The sequence below is a fragment of the Streptomyces sp. R44 genome, assembly GCF_041053105.1.
Classification (GTDB): domain Bacteria; phylum Actinomycetota; class Actinomycetes; order Streptomycetales; family Streptomycetaceae; genus Streptomyces.
Genome location: NZ_CP163444.1, coordinates 784,006 through 799,630, shown reverse-complemented (window position 1 = coordinate 799,630; position 15,625 = coordinate 784,006). Strand labels below are relative to the sequence as shown.

Here is a 15,625-nt window from a genome sequence, read left to right as displayed (position 1 = left end):
GGCCCCGGGAGCGGCTTCCGGGGCCGTCGTCGTGACGTCAGCGCGCGGCCGACCCCAGCAGCTCGGCCACCCTTGCGGCCGAGGTGCCGAGCCCGGTCGGCCCCCGGCCGATCAGCGGGGTGCCGCTGCCCGCGCGGACGTCCTCGGCGCGGTAACGCCGCACCCCCCGATGCCAGTTGAGGATCCCCGCGAGCCAGTCCTCCAGCTCCCGCAGATACGCCTCGAAGGCTGCCCGGCCCTCCTGGCCGAGGCCGAAGTCCTCGTACAGCAGCGGCACTTCACGCTGCTTCAGGTGCTCGTACTGGCGCAGCCGGCCCCGCATCAGGTCGTGGACCATGGCCACCGCCGTCGGGTAGTCGCAGTCGAAGAACTTCTGCAGCACCAGGACCCCGTTGTGGACCTCGCCCTCGACCTCGATCTCCTTCTGGTACGAGAAGAGGTCGTTGATCAGCGCCCCGTAGTCCATCACCGCGTTCTCCAGGGCACGCACGGTCCCCGAGCGGTACAGCTCCGGCGGCAGCACCTCCGTCCGCCGCAGCCTGGACATCAGCAGGGTCAGCTCCGAGCCGAAGGTGCTGCGACGCATCTCGATGTAGTCCACCGGGTCGGGCACCCGGTGCTGCGCCTGGTTGTGCAGCTCCCACAGCCAGCTGTCCAGCATGGCGTCGATCGCGGCGCGCAGCTGGGCGCGGGCCTCCGGCGCCATGGGGCCGGCGGTCCGCGCCCACAGGTCGGCGAGCGAGCGCTCCATGGGGTTCCGGGCGAGCGCCGCCCCCGCCGCCGGATCGTCCAGGGTCATGCAGGACTTGAACCGGTCGGTCTGCTCCTTGGCACCCGGGAGGTTGCGCGAGCGGCCGAAGGCGAGGGGGTAGTAGTCGTCCGCGTACGTCCCCCAGGTCAGCCACTGGGCGCTGAGGACCAGCTCCTCCGGGGTGGCGTCCGGGTCGAGTCCCGCCGAGCACAGGGCCAGGTCGAAGCCCTCCGCCATCGGCCGGTCCCAGATGTCGTCCAGGAGACCCATCGACTCGGCCCAGTCCAGGGAGATCCGGCGGGCCTCGGCGTGGTGCGGGCTGAGCGCCAGCGGGTACGGCAGGTCGAACTCCGGCAGCAGCGAGGGCCCGACGTGCTGGTGCGGGACGTGCGTGAGCGCGCGGTGCCGGGCGGCGGCGGGACGGCCGAAGAGGGTGCGGATGTCGAGGGCGGAGGTGCCGATGATCCCGTCCAGGTGCGAAGGGCCGCCGACCATGCCCTCGTTCATGTACCGGCTGGAGCGCATGTGCCACTCGTGACCGCCGGACTGCCAGTCCTGGAGCCCCTTCGCGTAGGCCGCGACGGCCGCGCACTCCTCCGGGCCGAGGCCCTTCTCGGCGGCGAGCAGCGGTACTTCGGTCAGCGCGGTGTTCTCGAACTGCTGGACCCGCGAGGTCAGCAGGTCGTTGACGGCGTTCGCCGCCTCCTGGGTCGTACAGCCGAGGAACCGCTCCAGGACGAGGACGCCGTTGCTGTTCTCGCCCTCCTCCTCCACCTCGCGCTGGTACGAGAAGAGGTCGTTGCGCAGGTGCACGGCGTCCGAGAAGGCGTCCCTGAGCACCCGCAGCGGCCGGGAGTACGCCACCCGGGCGGGGACCTCCGCCCCCGCCGCGTACTCCACGAGACCGGCCGACCAGGGCGCGCCGCCCACCTTGCGGCGCATCTCGATGTACTCCAGGGGGTTGGCGACCCGTCCGTCGTTGATGTTGTCGAGCTCCCACAGGGACTCGTACAGCAGGTGCTCGGTCGCCTCCGCGAACCGCACCCGCCATCCCTCGGACATCGAGGGGACCGTCCGCCGCCAGAGGTCCGCGAGTCCCGCCTCGACCGGGTTGGTCGGCTCGGGCATGCCGGCCGCCGGGTCCGCCGGCATGAAGAGCGGCAGCCGGTCCAGATAGGCCTTGCTGCCGGCCCGGTCCTGGGTGCGCTTGAAGACCTCCAGGAAGTGGTCGTCGAAGAAGAAGACCCAGGTGTACCAGTCGGTGACGAGGTCGAGCGCCTCCTCGTCGCAGTCGGGGTGGGTGTACGAGCAGAGCAGCGCGTAGTCGTGGGAATCGAGGTCGTGCTGCTCCCAGACGCCCGAGCCCTCCAGCATCCCCATCTCCCGCGCCCAGGCACGCGTGTGCGTGCGGGCGGCCTCCACATGGGGATTGAGCCGGGCCGGATACGGAACATAGAAATCCGGCATGACGAAGGGCTGAGCCATTTCCTGGGGGGCCTTCCGGTGAGCTGGGCCTTTGACCGGCCCAGCCTTACCCGTCGCCCGGACGGCGCACGCGATCTCCCGAATAGTCTGATGAACGCCGAAGGGGTGGTGCCGGACCCCGGGTCCGGCACCACCCCCCCACCTTTTGGACAGTCCTCCGTCAGCCCTGGGAAACCCGCACGTCAGCGGCCTTCACAAAGGCGACCCGATGGCCGAACTGGATCTGGTAGTACTCCTCCTGGCCCCGGACGACCGTGTGCCCGCTCGGGTCGAACACCGGCGCGAAGTAGTACTCGCCCGGGGTGCGGCCACCCACCACGTACCGCTGACCCGCGAGCAGCTTGTACGGCAGCGGCGACACCGACTGCACCGGCACACCCGCCGGATAGGCCGAGGCCTCCGGGTACGCCCGCCCGTACACCGGCACCTCCGCCAGACCCTCGCGGGGCGTCAGGACCTGACCCCGCGCGTTCACCGCGGTCGGCTCCTTCACCGGGTTCTCGAACCACGCCTTCTGCCCCAGGTACCAGATCGCCGTCCAGTCGCCCCGGCGCTCCGCCACCGCGAAGCTCTGCCCCGTCGAGGCCCGCGCCCCGGTGTCGTTGACCCCGGTCGTGGAGTCCTGCCCGCCCGGCCGCAGACCGATGTCCTTCACCAGGGGCGCGTCGGCGCTCGGCGCGGTGTGCAGCCGCACCGCCCCGCTGCCGTGCGGCACACAGGCCTGCCCCGCCGTCGCACAGCCCGTGTAGACCGGCCGGTGGGACTCGTAGTCGGGCCGGATCGTCACCACGCCCGCGTGCGGACCGGCGCTCGGGGTGATCGGCCGGCCGAGCAGCCGGAAGTAGTGCGCCCAGTCCCAGTAGGGGCCCGGGTCCGTGTGCATGTTCTTGATGGTGGACGCCGTCGTCCCCGGCACGTTGTCGTGGCCCAGGATGTGCTGACGGTCCACCGGGATGTCGTACCGCGCGGCGAGGTACCGCACCAGGCGCGCCGACGACCGGTACATGGCCTCCGTGTACCAGGAGTCCGGGGAGGTGAGGAAGCCCTCGTGCTCCAGACCCACCGACTTGGCGTTCACGAACCAGTTCCCCGCGTGCCAGCCGACGTCCTTGAGGGAGAGGTGCTGGGCGATGTGCCCGTCGGAGGAGCGCAGCGAGTACTGCCAGGACACGTACGTCGGATCCTGGACCAGCTTCAGAGTGGTCTTCCAGTCGGCCTCGGTGTCGTGGATGACGATGTAGTCGATCGACTGGGAGGAGGGCCGGTTCGCCAGGTCGTGGTTGCCGTAGTCGCCGTCGCCGAACTCCTCGTACGGCGCGGGGATCCACTCGCAGGCCACCGAGGCCGGGCACTCCACCGGACCGGCGGCGGGCCGGCGCAGCCCCAGCGCGTCCACCTGACCGGTGGCGGGCGCCACCGCGGGGGCGGCCGGGAGCGTCACCACCTGCCCGCTGTCCGTCGTCCGCGTCTCCCCGGTCCTGATCACGTCGAAGACGTCGTTCGCGTACGCCGCGGCCGTCGCCGCGTCGTCCGCACCGGAGTACCGCGCCACCGCCCCGTACCAGTCGGCCGGATCCGCGCTCGCCGGAAGCCCGGCCTCCCGCTGCGCCGCCGCGAGCAGCGCCGCACCGCCCTCGATGTTCGCGGCAGCCACCGTCCGCAGCTCCTCGGCCGGGATCCCGGACAGCGCCGACGCCCGCTCCAGGGTCCGCAGCCGCTCCGGCAGCTCCTCCGGCGCGGGGACCGGGACCTCCGCACCCAAGCGGGCCGGGCGCGAGGAGTCGCCGCGCGCGTCCTCCTCGCCCTCCGAGTGGTGCGGGGCGGTCCGGGCGAGCGCGGTCACCGCGTCCGTGAGGTGCATCGGCCCGTAGCCGCCGGTCACGCTCGGCGCACCGCCGTGGGCGTCCCACCGCGACTGCAGGTACGAGACGGCGAGCAGCACGCTCTCGGGGACGCCCTGACGGTCGGCCGCCCGCGCGAACTGCCCCTGCAGGACACCCGCCTCGGGCACGTCGGCGCCGGCGGGCGGGGCGGCGGACAGCAGCGGAAGCAGCAGGGCGACGGACGCCAGCGCGCCCACCGCCCCCGGCGCACGGATCGGTGACGGACGTCTGCGCGATACGGAACGGAGCAAGGCGGCCTCCAGAGGCAGGGGGTGACACGGGGGCGTGCGGGGCCGGACCCGTACAGGGGTATCGGCTCCCGGACGTTCCGTCAATCACGCCTGCGTGAAAGGAAGTTCCCACGTCAGGGCGGGAATGGAGGCCATCGGGCGGAGTTTCGCGGAGACGGGTCCCGGGCCTGGGACGCGTCACTGGAGTGGACCATTGGAGGCGGCTTCCGGGAAACCCGGGCGCGGACAAGCCGGTGCGCCGCGTCCCGGTGTGTCGGCACCGGGCTCACGGCGCACCGCCCCCGTGTGGTCGGCCGGACCCGCCCCTTCAGCGCGTCCCGACCGCCGCGCGCACGGCCCGCCGTGCCATGGCGCAGTCGTCGTGCAGCCGCCTCAGCAGCAGCCGCTGTTCCTCGCCGGGCGCGAGCGCCCCCGACGGCACCGGCACGGAACCGGCCGGCGGAGCCTCCTTCATGGTGCGTTGCACCGCCGTCTCGTACGTACGGATCTCCCGCGTCAGCACGATCATCAGGTTCACCAGGAAGGCGTCCCGCGAGGCCGTGCCCGCCTGCTGCGCCAGCCCACTGATCTGGCGCCGGGCCAGCGGCGCGTCACCGAGCACCGCCCACAGGGTCGCCAGGTCGTAGCCGGGCAGGTACCAGCCGGCGTGCTCCCAGTCGACGAGGACCGGTCCTGCCGGGGAGAGCAGGATGTTGGAGAGCAGGGCGTCACCGTGACAGAACTGGCCCATGCCCTGTCGCCCGCCGGCCTGCGCCAGACCGTGCAGCAGCTTCTGCAGATCGTCCCGGTCCCGGTCCGTGAACAGACCGAGCTCGTGGTAGCGGGCGATCCTGGCGCCGTAGTCGAGCGGGGCGTCGAAGGTCCCGGCCGGCGGCCGCCAGGCGTTGAGCCGGGCGATCGCACCGAGCGCGGCCCGCACGTCCGCCCGCGGCGGGGCCTCGACGGGGTGGCGGGACAGCGCCGCCGCCCGCCCGGGCATCCGCTCGATCACCAGGGTGCAGTTCTCCGGGTCCGCGGCGATCAGCCGCGGCGCCCGCACCGGCGGACGGTGGCGGACGAAGGAGCGGTAGGACGCTATTTCGTGCCGGAACCGCTCGACCCACGCGGGGGAGTGGTCCAGTAAACACTTCGCGACCGCCGTGGTCCGCCCGGTCGTCCCGACGATCAGTACGGAACGGCCACTGCGCCGCAGCACCTGCACGGGGTTGAACTCCGGGCAGATCCGGTGGACGGACGCGATCGCCATCTTCAACTGCGCCCCCTGGGGGCCGGACAGATCGATTCTCCCGCTGACCGGCTGGGTACCGGTGCCGCCCGCCCAGCGCCTCGGCCGGACGGCCTGGGGAGCGGGGGCCAGGTACGGTCCGGCACCGGCCGGGACGATGCGGTGCTGCGGCCGGGGCGGGGCGGACACGGAGGACGATGCTGTGTACATGGAGGTGACAGATCCCTTCGTGCGCCGACGAGTTGCGTGCGTCGCCCCGCCCGCCCCCGGTCCGCACCCTGGGGAATGAGGGCCGGTCGGCGGGGCGGGGTGGCGCGTTCCTACCTGACACCCGGGCGCGGGTGGCGGAACATCTCGCGCACCCTGGCGAAGCCTGGCGAATTGTCGCCAGGCCTATGACAGAGGGCTACTGTCAACTCAGCCGAGAACCTGGGGGCTTAGACGTGACCGGACAAACCAACACCCGCCTGGCAGACCTGTTCGGCCTGGCCGGCTGGTCCAAGGGCGAACTCGCGAGACTCGTCAACCGGCAGGCGGCGGCCATGGGCCACCCCCAGCTGGCGACCGACACCTCGCGGGTGCGGCGGTGGATCGACCGGGGCGAGACCCCGCGCGATCCCGTCCCCCGGGTGCTGGCAGCACTGTTCACCGAGCGACTCGGCCGTGTCGTGACCATCGAGGACCTCGGGTTCGTACGACACGGGCGCGCCGGAAAGAAGCAGGACGTCAGGAAGACGGAGAACCCTGACGGGCTGCCCTGGGCACCCGATCGTACGGCGGCGGTCCTCACCGAATTCACGGGAATGGACCTCATGCTCAACCGACGCGGCCTGGTGGGCGCGGGTGCCGCGCTTGCCGCCGGCTCCGTACTCAGCAACGCCATGCACGACTGGCTGCAGACCGACCCCGCACGCAAGGGCGCCGCCCCGCGGGCCACCGATCCCCTCCACGCCGACCCCGCTGGGTTCGACCGCTACGAGGCCGCCCCCATCGGGTCGGAGGAGATCGAGGCTCTGGAGCACTCGGTGGAGGTGTTCCGCGCCTGGGACGCCTCCCGGGGTGGCGGACTCCAGCGCAAGGCGGTCGTGGGCCAGCTCAACGAGGTGGGCGGCATGCTCGCCTACCGTCACGCCGACCACCTCCAGCGGCGCCTGTGGGGCGTCGCCGCCAACCTGGCGGTCCTCGCGGGCTGGATGTCCCACGACGTCGGTCTCGAACCGACGGCGCAGAAGTACTTCGTCATCGCCGCCCACGCGGCCCGCGAGGGCGGCGACCGGCCCCGGGCCGGCGAGGCGCTGTCCCGGGCCGCCCGTCAGATGGTGCACCTGGGCCGTCCCGACGACGCCCTCGACCTCATGAAGCTCGCCAAGGAGGGCTCGGGCGAGCGGGTGCTGCCCCGCACGCAGGCCATGTTCCACACCATCGAGGCCTGGGCGCAGGCGTCCATGGGCCGGGGCCAGGCGATGCGCCGCACCCTCGGCGAGGCCGAGGAGCTGTTCGTGTCCGACCGGCAGGACGAGAAGCCGAGCTGGATGCAGAACTTCGACGAGGCCGACATGCACGGCATGCAGGCCCTCGCCTACCGCACCCTCGCCGAGCACGACCCGGCAGCGGCGGTCCCCGCGCAGCGCCACGCCAAGATGGCGCTCGAACTGCGGCGCGGCGGGCACGACCGGTCGAAGCTCTTCGACCACATCTCGATGGCCTCGGCCTGCTTCATCGCCGACGACCCGGAGCAGGCCGACCGGTACGCCCGGCTCGCCCTGATGTCCATGGGGGACACCTCGTCCCACCGGACCTGGGACCGGCTGCGGGAGATGTACCGGCTCACCGGCCAGTACGCGGGGTACTCGAGGATCGAGAACCTGCGCGAGGAGATCGAGCTGGCCCTCCCCAGGTCCCCCGTCAACCGCCCCAGGACCGGCCAGGCCTGAGCCTCCCGGTCCTGCGGGACCGGGAGGCTCGGGAGGGTCTTGTCCTGTCGGCGGGTCGGGGGCCGGCGCCGGCGTTCAGCCGGTGACCCGGACCACCATCACGCAGGCGTCGTCCTCGCGTGACTCCTCGCCGAACTCCTCCACCACCGCGCGCACGCCGTCCTGGGCGTCCCGTGCCGCCGCGAGCCGGGGGCCGAGGGCGAGCAGTCGTCGCGCGCCCGTGTCGTCGTCGGCCGGGCCACCGCCGCGGGTCAGCCCGTCGGTGTGCAGGACCAGCAGGTCGCCCGGGAGCAGCCGGGTCTCGGCCTCGCCGTACACGGCGCCGGTCGTCGCCCCGAGCAGGACGCCCTCGGGCCGCCGGAGTGCGTGCCCCGTCCCGTCGCGGAAGAGCAGCGGGGCGGGGTGGCCGGCCTGCGCCCAGGCCAGGGTCTGGGCCACCGGGTCGTACCTGCAGCACATCGCGCTGCCGAGCGCGGGCTGTACGGAGGTCTCGAGCAGCTGGTTGAGGTGGCCCATCAGCGCGGCGGGGCGGATGCCGGCGACGGCCATGCCGCGGAGCGCCCCGAGCAGCATGGCCATGGAGGAGGTCGCGGCGACCCCGTGGCCCGTCAGATCGCCGACGGTCAGGAGCGCGTCCCCGTCGGGCAGTGCGAGCGCGTCGTACCAGTCGCCGCCGATCAGGCCGGTGCTGGCGGCCGGAAGGTAGTGCGCGGCCACGTCGAGCGGCGCCGGGCCGTCGTGGGCGAAGCGGAGGGAGCCGCGCCAGGGCGGGAGGACCGCCTCCTGAAGCTCCACGGCGACCCGCCGCTCGGTGATCTCGATGTGGCGGCTGCGCTCCAGGCTGTCCCGGCTCTCGCGGACCGCCCGCTCGCTGCGGCGCAGTTCGCTGACGTCCCGCAGCACCGCCCACATGGAGGCGGTGCAGCCGTCGGTGTCGAGGACGGGCTCGCCGGTCATGTGCACCGTGCGCACGCGGCCGTCCGTCCGCACGATCCGGAACTCGCCGTCGATCGGCTTCCCGTCGATCAGACAGTCCGTCACCATCGACTGCAGGACCGGCTGGTCCTCGGCGAAGACCATGGTGGGCATCTCGTCGAGCGACAACGGGCCGTTCTCGCGGGACCGCCCGAAGATCTGGAACAGCTCCTCCGACCAGCTGACCTCGTCGGTGAGCAGGTTCCACTCGGCGGAGCCGACCCGGGAGAGCAGCGAGCCGGTCCGGGGCGGGGCGGCCACGCCGTACGCTGTGCCAGGGGCGGTCGCGAGCGAGGTGTCGACGACGACGTCCTCGGCCTCGTCGGCGGGGGCGGCGCTCGCCGGGACGCCGGCCCGGAGCTGACCCAACTGGGCGCCCAGATCGTCGAGTTGATGGACCGCGAGGTCGCACAGGGCGCGCTGCCAGCGCTGCTGGGGATCGTCCTCGTCCGCCACGGCGTCCCGGCGGACGGCGTCCACCTCGCCGCGCAGGCGGCGGGTCTGTGAGATCAGCGCGTCCACCGCGCCCGGCTCCGGCGGCTGGGCGGGGCGGTCCGCGAAGAGAGGGGACGGCATGTCGTACTCCGATACAGGCGCGGCGCGGCCAAGTGTGGAAGGTGGCCCGTAGACGACTGTTGCACAGCCCGGGAGAGCCCGTAAGGGATTTGGCAACACTCGATCCGGTGGTGCTTATGGCATATGCCAAAGGCCCGGCGATTATCGGACAGGGCGCGACCCGTTACGGTGCTGGGGTGGTGAACGACGACGAAAACGGCACGGTGGGCGCGGCGACGACGGCCACGAGCGGGGTGGTGACGGGCGAGTCGGACATGCGTACGGGGGCGGACGTGGGGGAGCGGGGAAGCCGTGAGCCGGGGGCTCGGGCGGCGGGCGCGGTGACCGGGGGTTCGGGCGCGGCGGCCACCGGCGTGGGTGCCGGGGCCGGTTCGGCCGCGTCGACCACGACCGCGGTGGGTACCGCCGTGCTCCTCGCGGCCGCGCCCGCCGGACGGGGCCGCGCGATGGACGCCGCCTCCGTCCTGCCGGCGCTCGCCGCCGTACCGCCCGGGGTCCTCACCGGCACCACGGCCGCCACGGTCGTCGAACTCGCCGACCCGCTCGACCCGCAGACCGTCCTCACCCGGCTCCGCGCGGCGGCCGCGAGCCCCGGCCCCCTGGTCGTCTGCCTCGCGGGCCAGCTCCACCTCGACCGCCGCCAGCAACTGCCCCATCTCGCGCTCGCCCGCACCACCCCGGCGACCCTCCGCTACACGGCACTGCCCTGGCACTGGCTCGTCGGCGAACTCGGCGTACGGCAGCCCGGGACCACGACCGTCGTCGCGGACCTGGCAGCCGACCATGAAGTCTGGCAGCGCCTCACCGCCACGCCCGGTCTGCTGCACCCGGGGCCGGGCCCCCTGCTCTACGCGCGCGTGGTGCCGGCCCCGCGCAGGGGCGAGCCCACGACGCCCGAGTACCTGCGGGCCTGGGCCGAACTCTGGCGCTCCGGAGCCCGGTTGACACCGTCCGCCGCGCACGCGGAGGCCGCGGCCCGGGCGATGACGGTGGCGCCGACGCCGGAACCGGTGTTCCTGACGCCCGGGTACGCACCGGAACTGGCGCCGGCACGGGGGGCGGCGGCAGCGCCGGGAGCCGGTCCGATGGCGGGCTCGACGACGGGCCTCGCACCTGCGCCCGCCCCGGCGCCCCATCCGGGTTCGGCGGCTGGGCCGGGGCCGGGGCCTGTGGGCGGTTCGGTGACGGTGCCGGGATCCGGGCCCGCACCGGGGACATTGGCTGGTCCCGCGCCCGCGCCCGTCCCGCCGTTCGTGCCGGATGCGGGGTCCCTGCCGGGGCCCGTGACCGGGAGCACGCCTGCCCCGGCTTCGGCAGCCGTGCCTGCGACCGGCACTGCTCCTGCTCCTGCTCCTGCCGTGGTGCCCCCGTCGGCGCCCCGTACCGCACCGGCTCCTCCTCCGGCGTCCGCGTCCGCCACCGGCCCCGCGACTGCGCCCGCTTGGGCGGCTGAGCGCGCGACCGGACCCGCACCCGCGTCCGGACCCGCACCCGCACCCGCGTCCGGACCCGCACCCGCGTCCGGACCCGCACCCGCGTCCGGACCCGCACCCGCACCCGCGACCGGACCCGCACCCGCACCCGCGTCCGGGATCCGCCCCGCGCCCGCTGCGGGACCCGCACCCGTGCCCGGTGCCCGCCCCGCCCCCGTATCGGCGCCCGTGCCCAAGACCCATCCCACCCCCCTGCCCGCCTTTCCTCCCGGGTTCGTGCCCGTCGCCCCTCCGCCGCCGGGGCCCGTCGGTGCGGCCAGGCCGGTGGTCGTCGAGGACCCCCACCCCACGATCCTCGCCGCCGCCATGGCCGGGCGGCACGGGGAGGCGGCGGCGGTCGCGGCGGCCTGGGAGCACGACGCCCTTCGCCGCCACGGACCCCGGTCCATCGAGGCCGTGCACTGGACGGAGGTGCGGGCCGACCTCGCCCGCCTCGCCGGGGAACCGGCCCGCAGCTGCGAACTCTGGCTCGCCGCCGCAGAGGCCCGGCTCGGCCTCGGCCAGCGCCCGGACGACCCCGACGTCGAAGAGGCGGTGGACCGGGCGCACCACCAGTGGGAGCAGATCGCCGACCGCGACCGGGCCAAGGCCCTCGGCCCCACCCTGATCGCGACCCGGCAACGGGTCCCGGGCCGTCGGCCCGGCGCGCTGGCGGCCCTCACCCGCCGCATGGGCTGAAGGGCCCGGACAGTCCGCAGTCCCCGTTTTCGAAAGGCCCGTCGCATGACGTCGCTCGCCACCGCCCAGCGCTCGCTCGCCGATCCGTCCGTACGGCACCCGTTGTGGCCGCCGCTCACCCGGGGCTGCCCCCTCACGTCCACCGAGGAGGTCGCGTACCCCCTCGACATCGACTACGCCTACGACCAGGTCCCCGCCGACCTGTTCACGCGCCCGGCCGCCCACGGCCTGGAGCGGTGGGCCCCGCTGCTCCCGCCCCTCGCCGCGCCCGGCCTCGGAGAGGGCAACACGCCCCTGGTCGAACTCCCCGACGGCGTCTGGATCAAGGACGAGTCGCGCAACCCCACCTGGAGCCACAAGGACCGGCTCAACCGGGTCGCCGTCAGTGCCGCCGTCGCCTCGGGGGCGCGGGGCATCGTCGTCTCCTCGTCCGGCAACCACGGTGCGGCGGCCGCCGCGTACGCGGCCCGTGCCGGACTCCCGTGCGCCGTGTTCACCTCCCCGTACGCACCGCCCGCCGTCGCCTCCCACCTCCGGGCCTACGGTGCGACGGTGCTGACCGTCCCGTACGAGTCGGTGCGTCCCCTGATGCGCCGCATCGTCGACGAGCTCGGCTTCCAGAGCGTCAGCAGCGTCACGGACACCGCCCACACCGGGCACCCCTTCGGACCCGAGGGGTACAAGACCCTCGCGTACGAGCTCGCACTCGACCTGGGACGCGCGCCGGCGGAGGTGCATCTCCCCACCGGGTACGGCGAGTTGCTGTTCGGTGTGGCCAAGGGCTTCCAGGAGCTGGCGCGGCTCGGCGTCACCGACTCCGTCCCCCGTGTCTACGCGGCCGAGCCCGCCGCGGCCGGCGCCCTCACCGAGGCCCTGCGCACCGGCCGGCCCGTCGCGCGCGTCCCCGTCGGGCCGACCACCGCGTACGCCATCGACTGCGAGGTCAACAGCTACCGGGGCGTCCTGGCGGTCCGTACGACCGGGGGAGCGGCCCGCACGGTGACGGACCATCAGATGGCGGTCGCGCGCGATGAGTTGGCGGCGCAGGGCATCTGGTGCGAGACCTCATCCGCCGCCGGCCTCGCCGGCCTGCGCGCCCACGGGCCGCGCGAGGCCGACGGCCCGGTGGTCTGCGTGGTCACCTCCAGCGGCTACAAGGACATCGCCACGGCGAAGGAGTCCTTCGAACCGACGGCCTCGGACTGGGAGCCGATCAAGGCGGCACTGACGGCCCGGGACACCCAGGCGCGCTGACCGTCCGGTCCCGGGCCGACGATCCCCCGGCGGTGGCCGCCGAGGACGACGTCCACGGCGGCGGGCCGGCGGTCCTGGCCCCGGCGGGGTTCAGGCGCCCGGCGCGCCCTGGCCCGCCGCCGGGGGTACCACCCGGATGCCGAACTCGTAGGTCCCCGTCGCCCGGGCGATCGCGACGAACAGGTCCGCGAAGTGCTCCTGACCGCGGGCCGTGGCGATGCCGCCGAGGTCGAGGACGGAGTCGTCGGGCCAGCCCAGATCGGCGAGCAGGCCTCGCACCGTCGTCTTGGCCTCCGCGTCCTCGCCCGAGAGGAACACGGTGCTGGGGCCCGCCAGGGAGTCCGGCGCGACCATCACGCCCCGGTCGATCGTGGAGAAGGTCTTCACCACGCGGGTCTCCGGGAACGCCTGCTGGATCTCCTCGCCGAGGCTCACGACCGGGTGGGAGAGCGTGCCGTCCGCGAGGAAGCCGACGGCGACGTCGAGCAGGACCTTCCCGGCGAGCGCCGGGGCCCCGATCGTGCCGAGCAGGGCCACGGAGGCCGTGCCCGGGGTGGCGTTCACAAGGACCTCGGCGTGCGCGGCGGCCGCCGCCGAGTCCTCGATCCGTCATCCCGCCGCGACGAGCTCCTTCAGCGCTGCCAGAAGCTCCGGGTCGCCCGGCCGCCGCGACCCGATGACCACGTCGTGGCCGGCCCGCACCGGCCGCGCCTCGGCCGCGAAGTCGAACGTCCCTCGGCCGATGGGTCTAGGACCGGCGCCGGTCCCGGCTCCGGAAGGACGCGAGCCTGCGATGATCGGAGGTGTGACCGCTTCCCCGCACCCCGTCCCCGCCCCGGCGCCCGCCCTCCCCGCCGGCCCGCTCCTCACCGAGCGGCTGGTGCTGCGGCCCGTCCGGAGCGCGGACCTGCCGGCCGTGACGAGGCTGTGGACCGACCCGGAGGTACGACGCCACCTCGGCGGTCCCGTGATCGACACGGTCATCCGGATCCGGCAGCGGCGGATCGTCGGGGCGGCCGGTTTCCACGCGGTGGTCCGGGCCGAGGACGGGGTCGTGCTCGGGCTCGTCACGGTGGAGGCCGAGGGGCACGGCGGCGAGACGGAGGTCTCGTACCAGTTCCTGCCCGAGCACTGGGGGCAGGGGTACGCGCGCGAGGCCGTCGGCGCGGCCGTGGCGCGGGCGCTGGAGTCCGTGCCGAGCGTGGTCGCGGTCACCCAGGAGGCGAACCACCGCTCCCGCCGGCTCCTGGAGGCCGTCGGCCTGGAGCACGCCGAGTCCTTCGTCGAATGGGACGCCCACCAGGTCCTGTACCGCCTGCGCCGATGACGCCCCGCCCTACTTCGGTCGTTCTCCCGCCGCCAGTGCCGCCACCGCCCGTTCCAGTCGTGCCGCCCGCGTCTTCGCCGTGCGGGCCTGCCAGAGGCTGAGGATCACCAGGTAGCGGTCCGTCCTGCCGAGCGCCTCGAAGGCCTCCGCCGCGCCCGGCTCCGCCGTCAGGGCGGCCGCCAGGTCGTCCGGCACGGTCGCGTCCTTCTGGGAGGGGTACGCGGCCTCCCACCGGCCGTCTGCCCGGGCCGCCCGCACCTCGGCGAGGCCGGGCTCCCGCATCCGTCCGGCGGCGGTCAGCGCCTCGACCTGGCGCACGTTGACCTGGGACCAGAGGCTGCGGGGCCGCCGTGGGGTGATCTTCTGGAGGTAGCTCCGCTCGTCGCGCGCCATGCGCTTGCCGGTGATCCAGCCGTAGGCGAGCGTGCCGTCGAGGATGTCGTCCGCGCTCGGCGAGGCGAGGTCCGAGCCCTTCCTGCCGAGCAGCAGCCAGATGCCGGGGGTGTCCCCGTGGTGCTTCTCCAGCCAGGCCTCCAGTTCCGCCCCGCCGCTGAACGCCATGACCGCGAGCCCCTCGACCGTCTCCACCGGCACCCCTCTTCCCCACCGTCGGACATCCCTGGTGGCCAAGATATTGACAGTGGCCGGAAGGCGGTCGTAACTTGCCTGCAACGTCGTACTAACGCGCGTTACTAAAGCGCGTAACCAAGAGAAGCGGCAAGGGTAGGGGAGACGACATGGCGGCCGGCAGTCCTCGCAGCGTCACCATGAGTGATGTCGCCCGGCGGGCGGGGGTCTCGCGCACGGCCGTCTCCTTCGTCCTGAACGACCGCCCCGGCGCGGCCATCCCGGACGAGACCAGGCGGCGCATTCTCGCCGCGATCGAGGAGCTCGGCTACCGCCCCAACGCGGGCGCCCGTGCCCTCGCCGCCCAGCGCAGCGAGTGGTACGGACTGATCACCGAGATCGTCACCGCGCCCTTCGCCGTCGACGTCATCAAGGGCGCCCAGGACCGTGCCTGGCTCGACCGGAAGTTCCTGCTGATCACCGCGAGCGAGGGCGACCGGGCCCAGGAGGCCGCCGCCCTCGACAAGCTCCTCGAACAGCGGGTCGAGGGACTGCTCTACGCCACGACCTGGCACCGGGCGGTCACGCTCCCCAAGGCGGCCCGCGAGGTTCCCACGGTCCTCGTCAACTGCTACGACGCGGAGGGCGAACTGCCCTCCGTCGTCCCGGACGAGATCGGCGGCGGCCACCGCGCCGCCCGCCGACTCGTCGAGGCCGGCCACGAGCGCATCGGGTTCATCAACCTCGACCCGGACATCCCCGCCGCCCTCGGCCGCCGCGAGGGCTACGAGCGGGCGCTGCGCGAGGCCGGTCTGCCGCTGGACCCGTCGCTGGTCGTCTCCGGCCACGCGACCGCCGACGGCGGCTACACCGCCGCCTGCGAACTGCTCGACCGCGCCGACCGGCCGACCGCGCTCTTCTGCGGGAACGACCGGATGGCGATGGGCGCGTACGACGCCATCAAGGAACGTGGGCTGCGGATCCCGGACGACGTGGCCGTGGTGGGCTACGACAACCAGGAACTCATCGCCGCCTACCTGCGGCCCAAACTGACCACGCTCGCCCTGCCGTTCGAGGCCATGGGCGCCAAGGGCGTGGACATGCTCGCCGCTCTCGCAGCGGGGCAGCCGCTCGACACCCAGAGGGTGACGGTCGACTGCCCGCTGCTCGAACGCTCGTCGGTCTGACCGCGAATCAGGCCCGTCGAGATCTTCCGTCCCGTCTTC

11 protein-coding genes are annotated in these 15,625 nt (G+C 73.8%); 5 read left to right on the top strand and 6 right to left on the bottom strand.

The features are described from left to right. Nucleotides 1-37: 37 nt before the first annotated feature. The 3 genes from AB5J54_RS03855 to AB5J54_RS03845 form a co-directional block, all read right to left on the bottom strand. A complete protein-coding gene (locus AB5J54_RS03855; RefSeq protein ID WP_369142450.1) occupies nt 38-2,236 on the bottom strand; it encodes a germacradienol/geosmin synthase in 2,199 nt (732 codons plus the stop codon). Nucleotides 2,237-2,396: 160 nt separating this feature from the next. Beyond that, nucleotides 2,397-4,316, bottom strand: coding sequence for an N-acetylmuramoyl-L-alanine amidase (locus AB5J54_RS03850; RefSeq protein WP_369149206.1), 1,920 nt, complete (start codon nt 4,314-4,316; stop codon nt 2,397-2,399). 361 nt (nt 4,317-4,677) lie between these two features. Next, nucleotides 4,678-5,805 carry an aminoglycoside phosphotransferase family protein gene (locus AB5J54_RS03845; protein ID WP_369142449.1) on the bottom strand — a complete coding sequence of 376 codons (1,128 nt, stop codon included), beginning with the start codon at nt 5,803-5,805 and terminating at the stop codon, nt 4,678-4,680. 233 nt (nt 5,806-6,038) lie between these two features. On the opposite strand from AB5J54_RS03845, the gene AB5J54_RS03840 reads away from it, so the two are divergent. Continuing rightward, nucleotides 6,039-7,529, top strand: a complete 1,491-nt coding sequence (locus AB5J54_RS03840; RefSeq protein WP_369142448.1) for a hypothetical protein — start codon at nt 6,039-6,041, stop codon at nt 7,527-7,529. Nucleotides 7,530-7,604: 75 nt separating this feature from the next. On the opposite strand, the gene AB5J54_RS03835 is transcribed toward AB5J54_RS03840, so the two are convergent. Continuing rightward, a complete protein-coding gene (locus AB5J54_RS03835; protein ID WP_369142447.1) occupies nt 7,605-9,080 on the bottom strand; it encodes a PP2C family protein-serine/threonine phosphatase in 1,476 nt (491 codons plus the stop codon). A gap of 179 nt (nt 9,081-9,259) precedes the next feature. Here AB5J54_RS03835 and AB5J54_RS03830 point away from each other — a divergent pair, with 179 nt between their 5' ends. Beyond that, nucleotides 9,260-11,251, top strand: a complete 1,992-nt coding sequence (locus tag AB5J54_RS03830) for a hypothetical protein (RefSeq protein WP_369142446.1) — start codon at nt 9,260-9,262, stop codon at nt 11,249-11,251. Between the two features lie 45 nt (nt 11,252-11,296). After that, a complete protein-coding gene (locus AB5J54_RS03825; protein WP_369142445.1) occupies nt 11,297-12,505 on the top strand; it encodes a pyridoxal-phosphate dependent enzyme in 1,209 nt (402 codons plus the stop codon). Between the two features lie 90 nt (nt 12,506-12,595). Here the strand turns inward: AB5J54_RS03825 and AB5J54_RS03820 are convergent, their stop codons facing one another. After that, entirely contained in the window at nt 12,596-13,069 is a 474-nt protein-coding gene (locus tag AB5J54_RS03820; RefSeq protein WP_369142444.1) for an NADPH-dependent F420 reductase, read from the bottom strand. Nucleotides 13,070-13,310: 241 nt separating this feature from the next. Between AB5J54_RS03820 and AB5J54_RS03815 the strand changes: the two genes are divergently transcribed. Beyond that, a complete protein-coding gene (locus tag AB5J54_RS03815) occupies nt 13,311-13,832 on the top strand; it encodes a GNAT family N-acetyltransferase (protein WP_369142443.1) in 522 nt (173 codons plus the stop codon). A 9-nt stretch (nt 13,833-13,841) separates the two neighbouring features. Here AB5J54_RS03815 and AB5J54_RS03810 read toward each other — a convergent pair whose 3' ends face one another. Then, nucleotides 13,842-14,393 (bottom strand): YdeI family protein, encoded by a 552-nt coding sequence (locus tag AB5J54_RS03810; protein ID WP_369149204.1) that lies wholly within the window; start codon nt 14,391-14,393, stop codon nt 13,842-13,844. A 206-nt stretch (nt 14,394-14,599) separates the two neighbouring features. Here AB5J54_RS03810 and AB5J54_RS03805 point away from each other — a divergent pair, with 206 nt between their 5' ends. Continuing rightward, nucleotides 14,600-15,586, top strand: coding sequence for a LacI family DNA-binding transcriptional regulator (locus AB5J54_RS03805; protein ID WP_369142442.1), 987 nt, complete (start codon nt 14,600-14,602; stop codon nt 15,584-15,586). Nucleotides 15,587-15,625 lie beyond the last annotated feature (39 nt).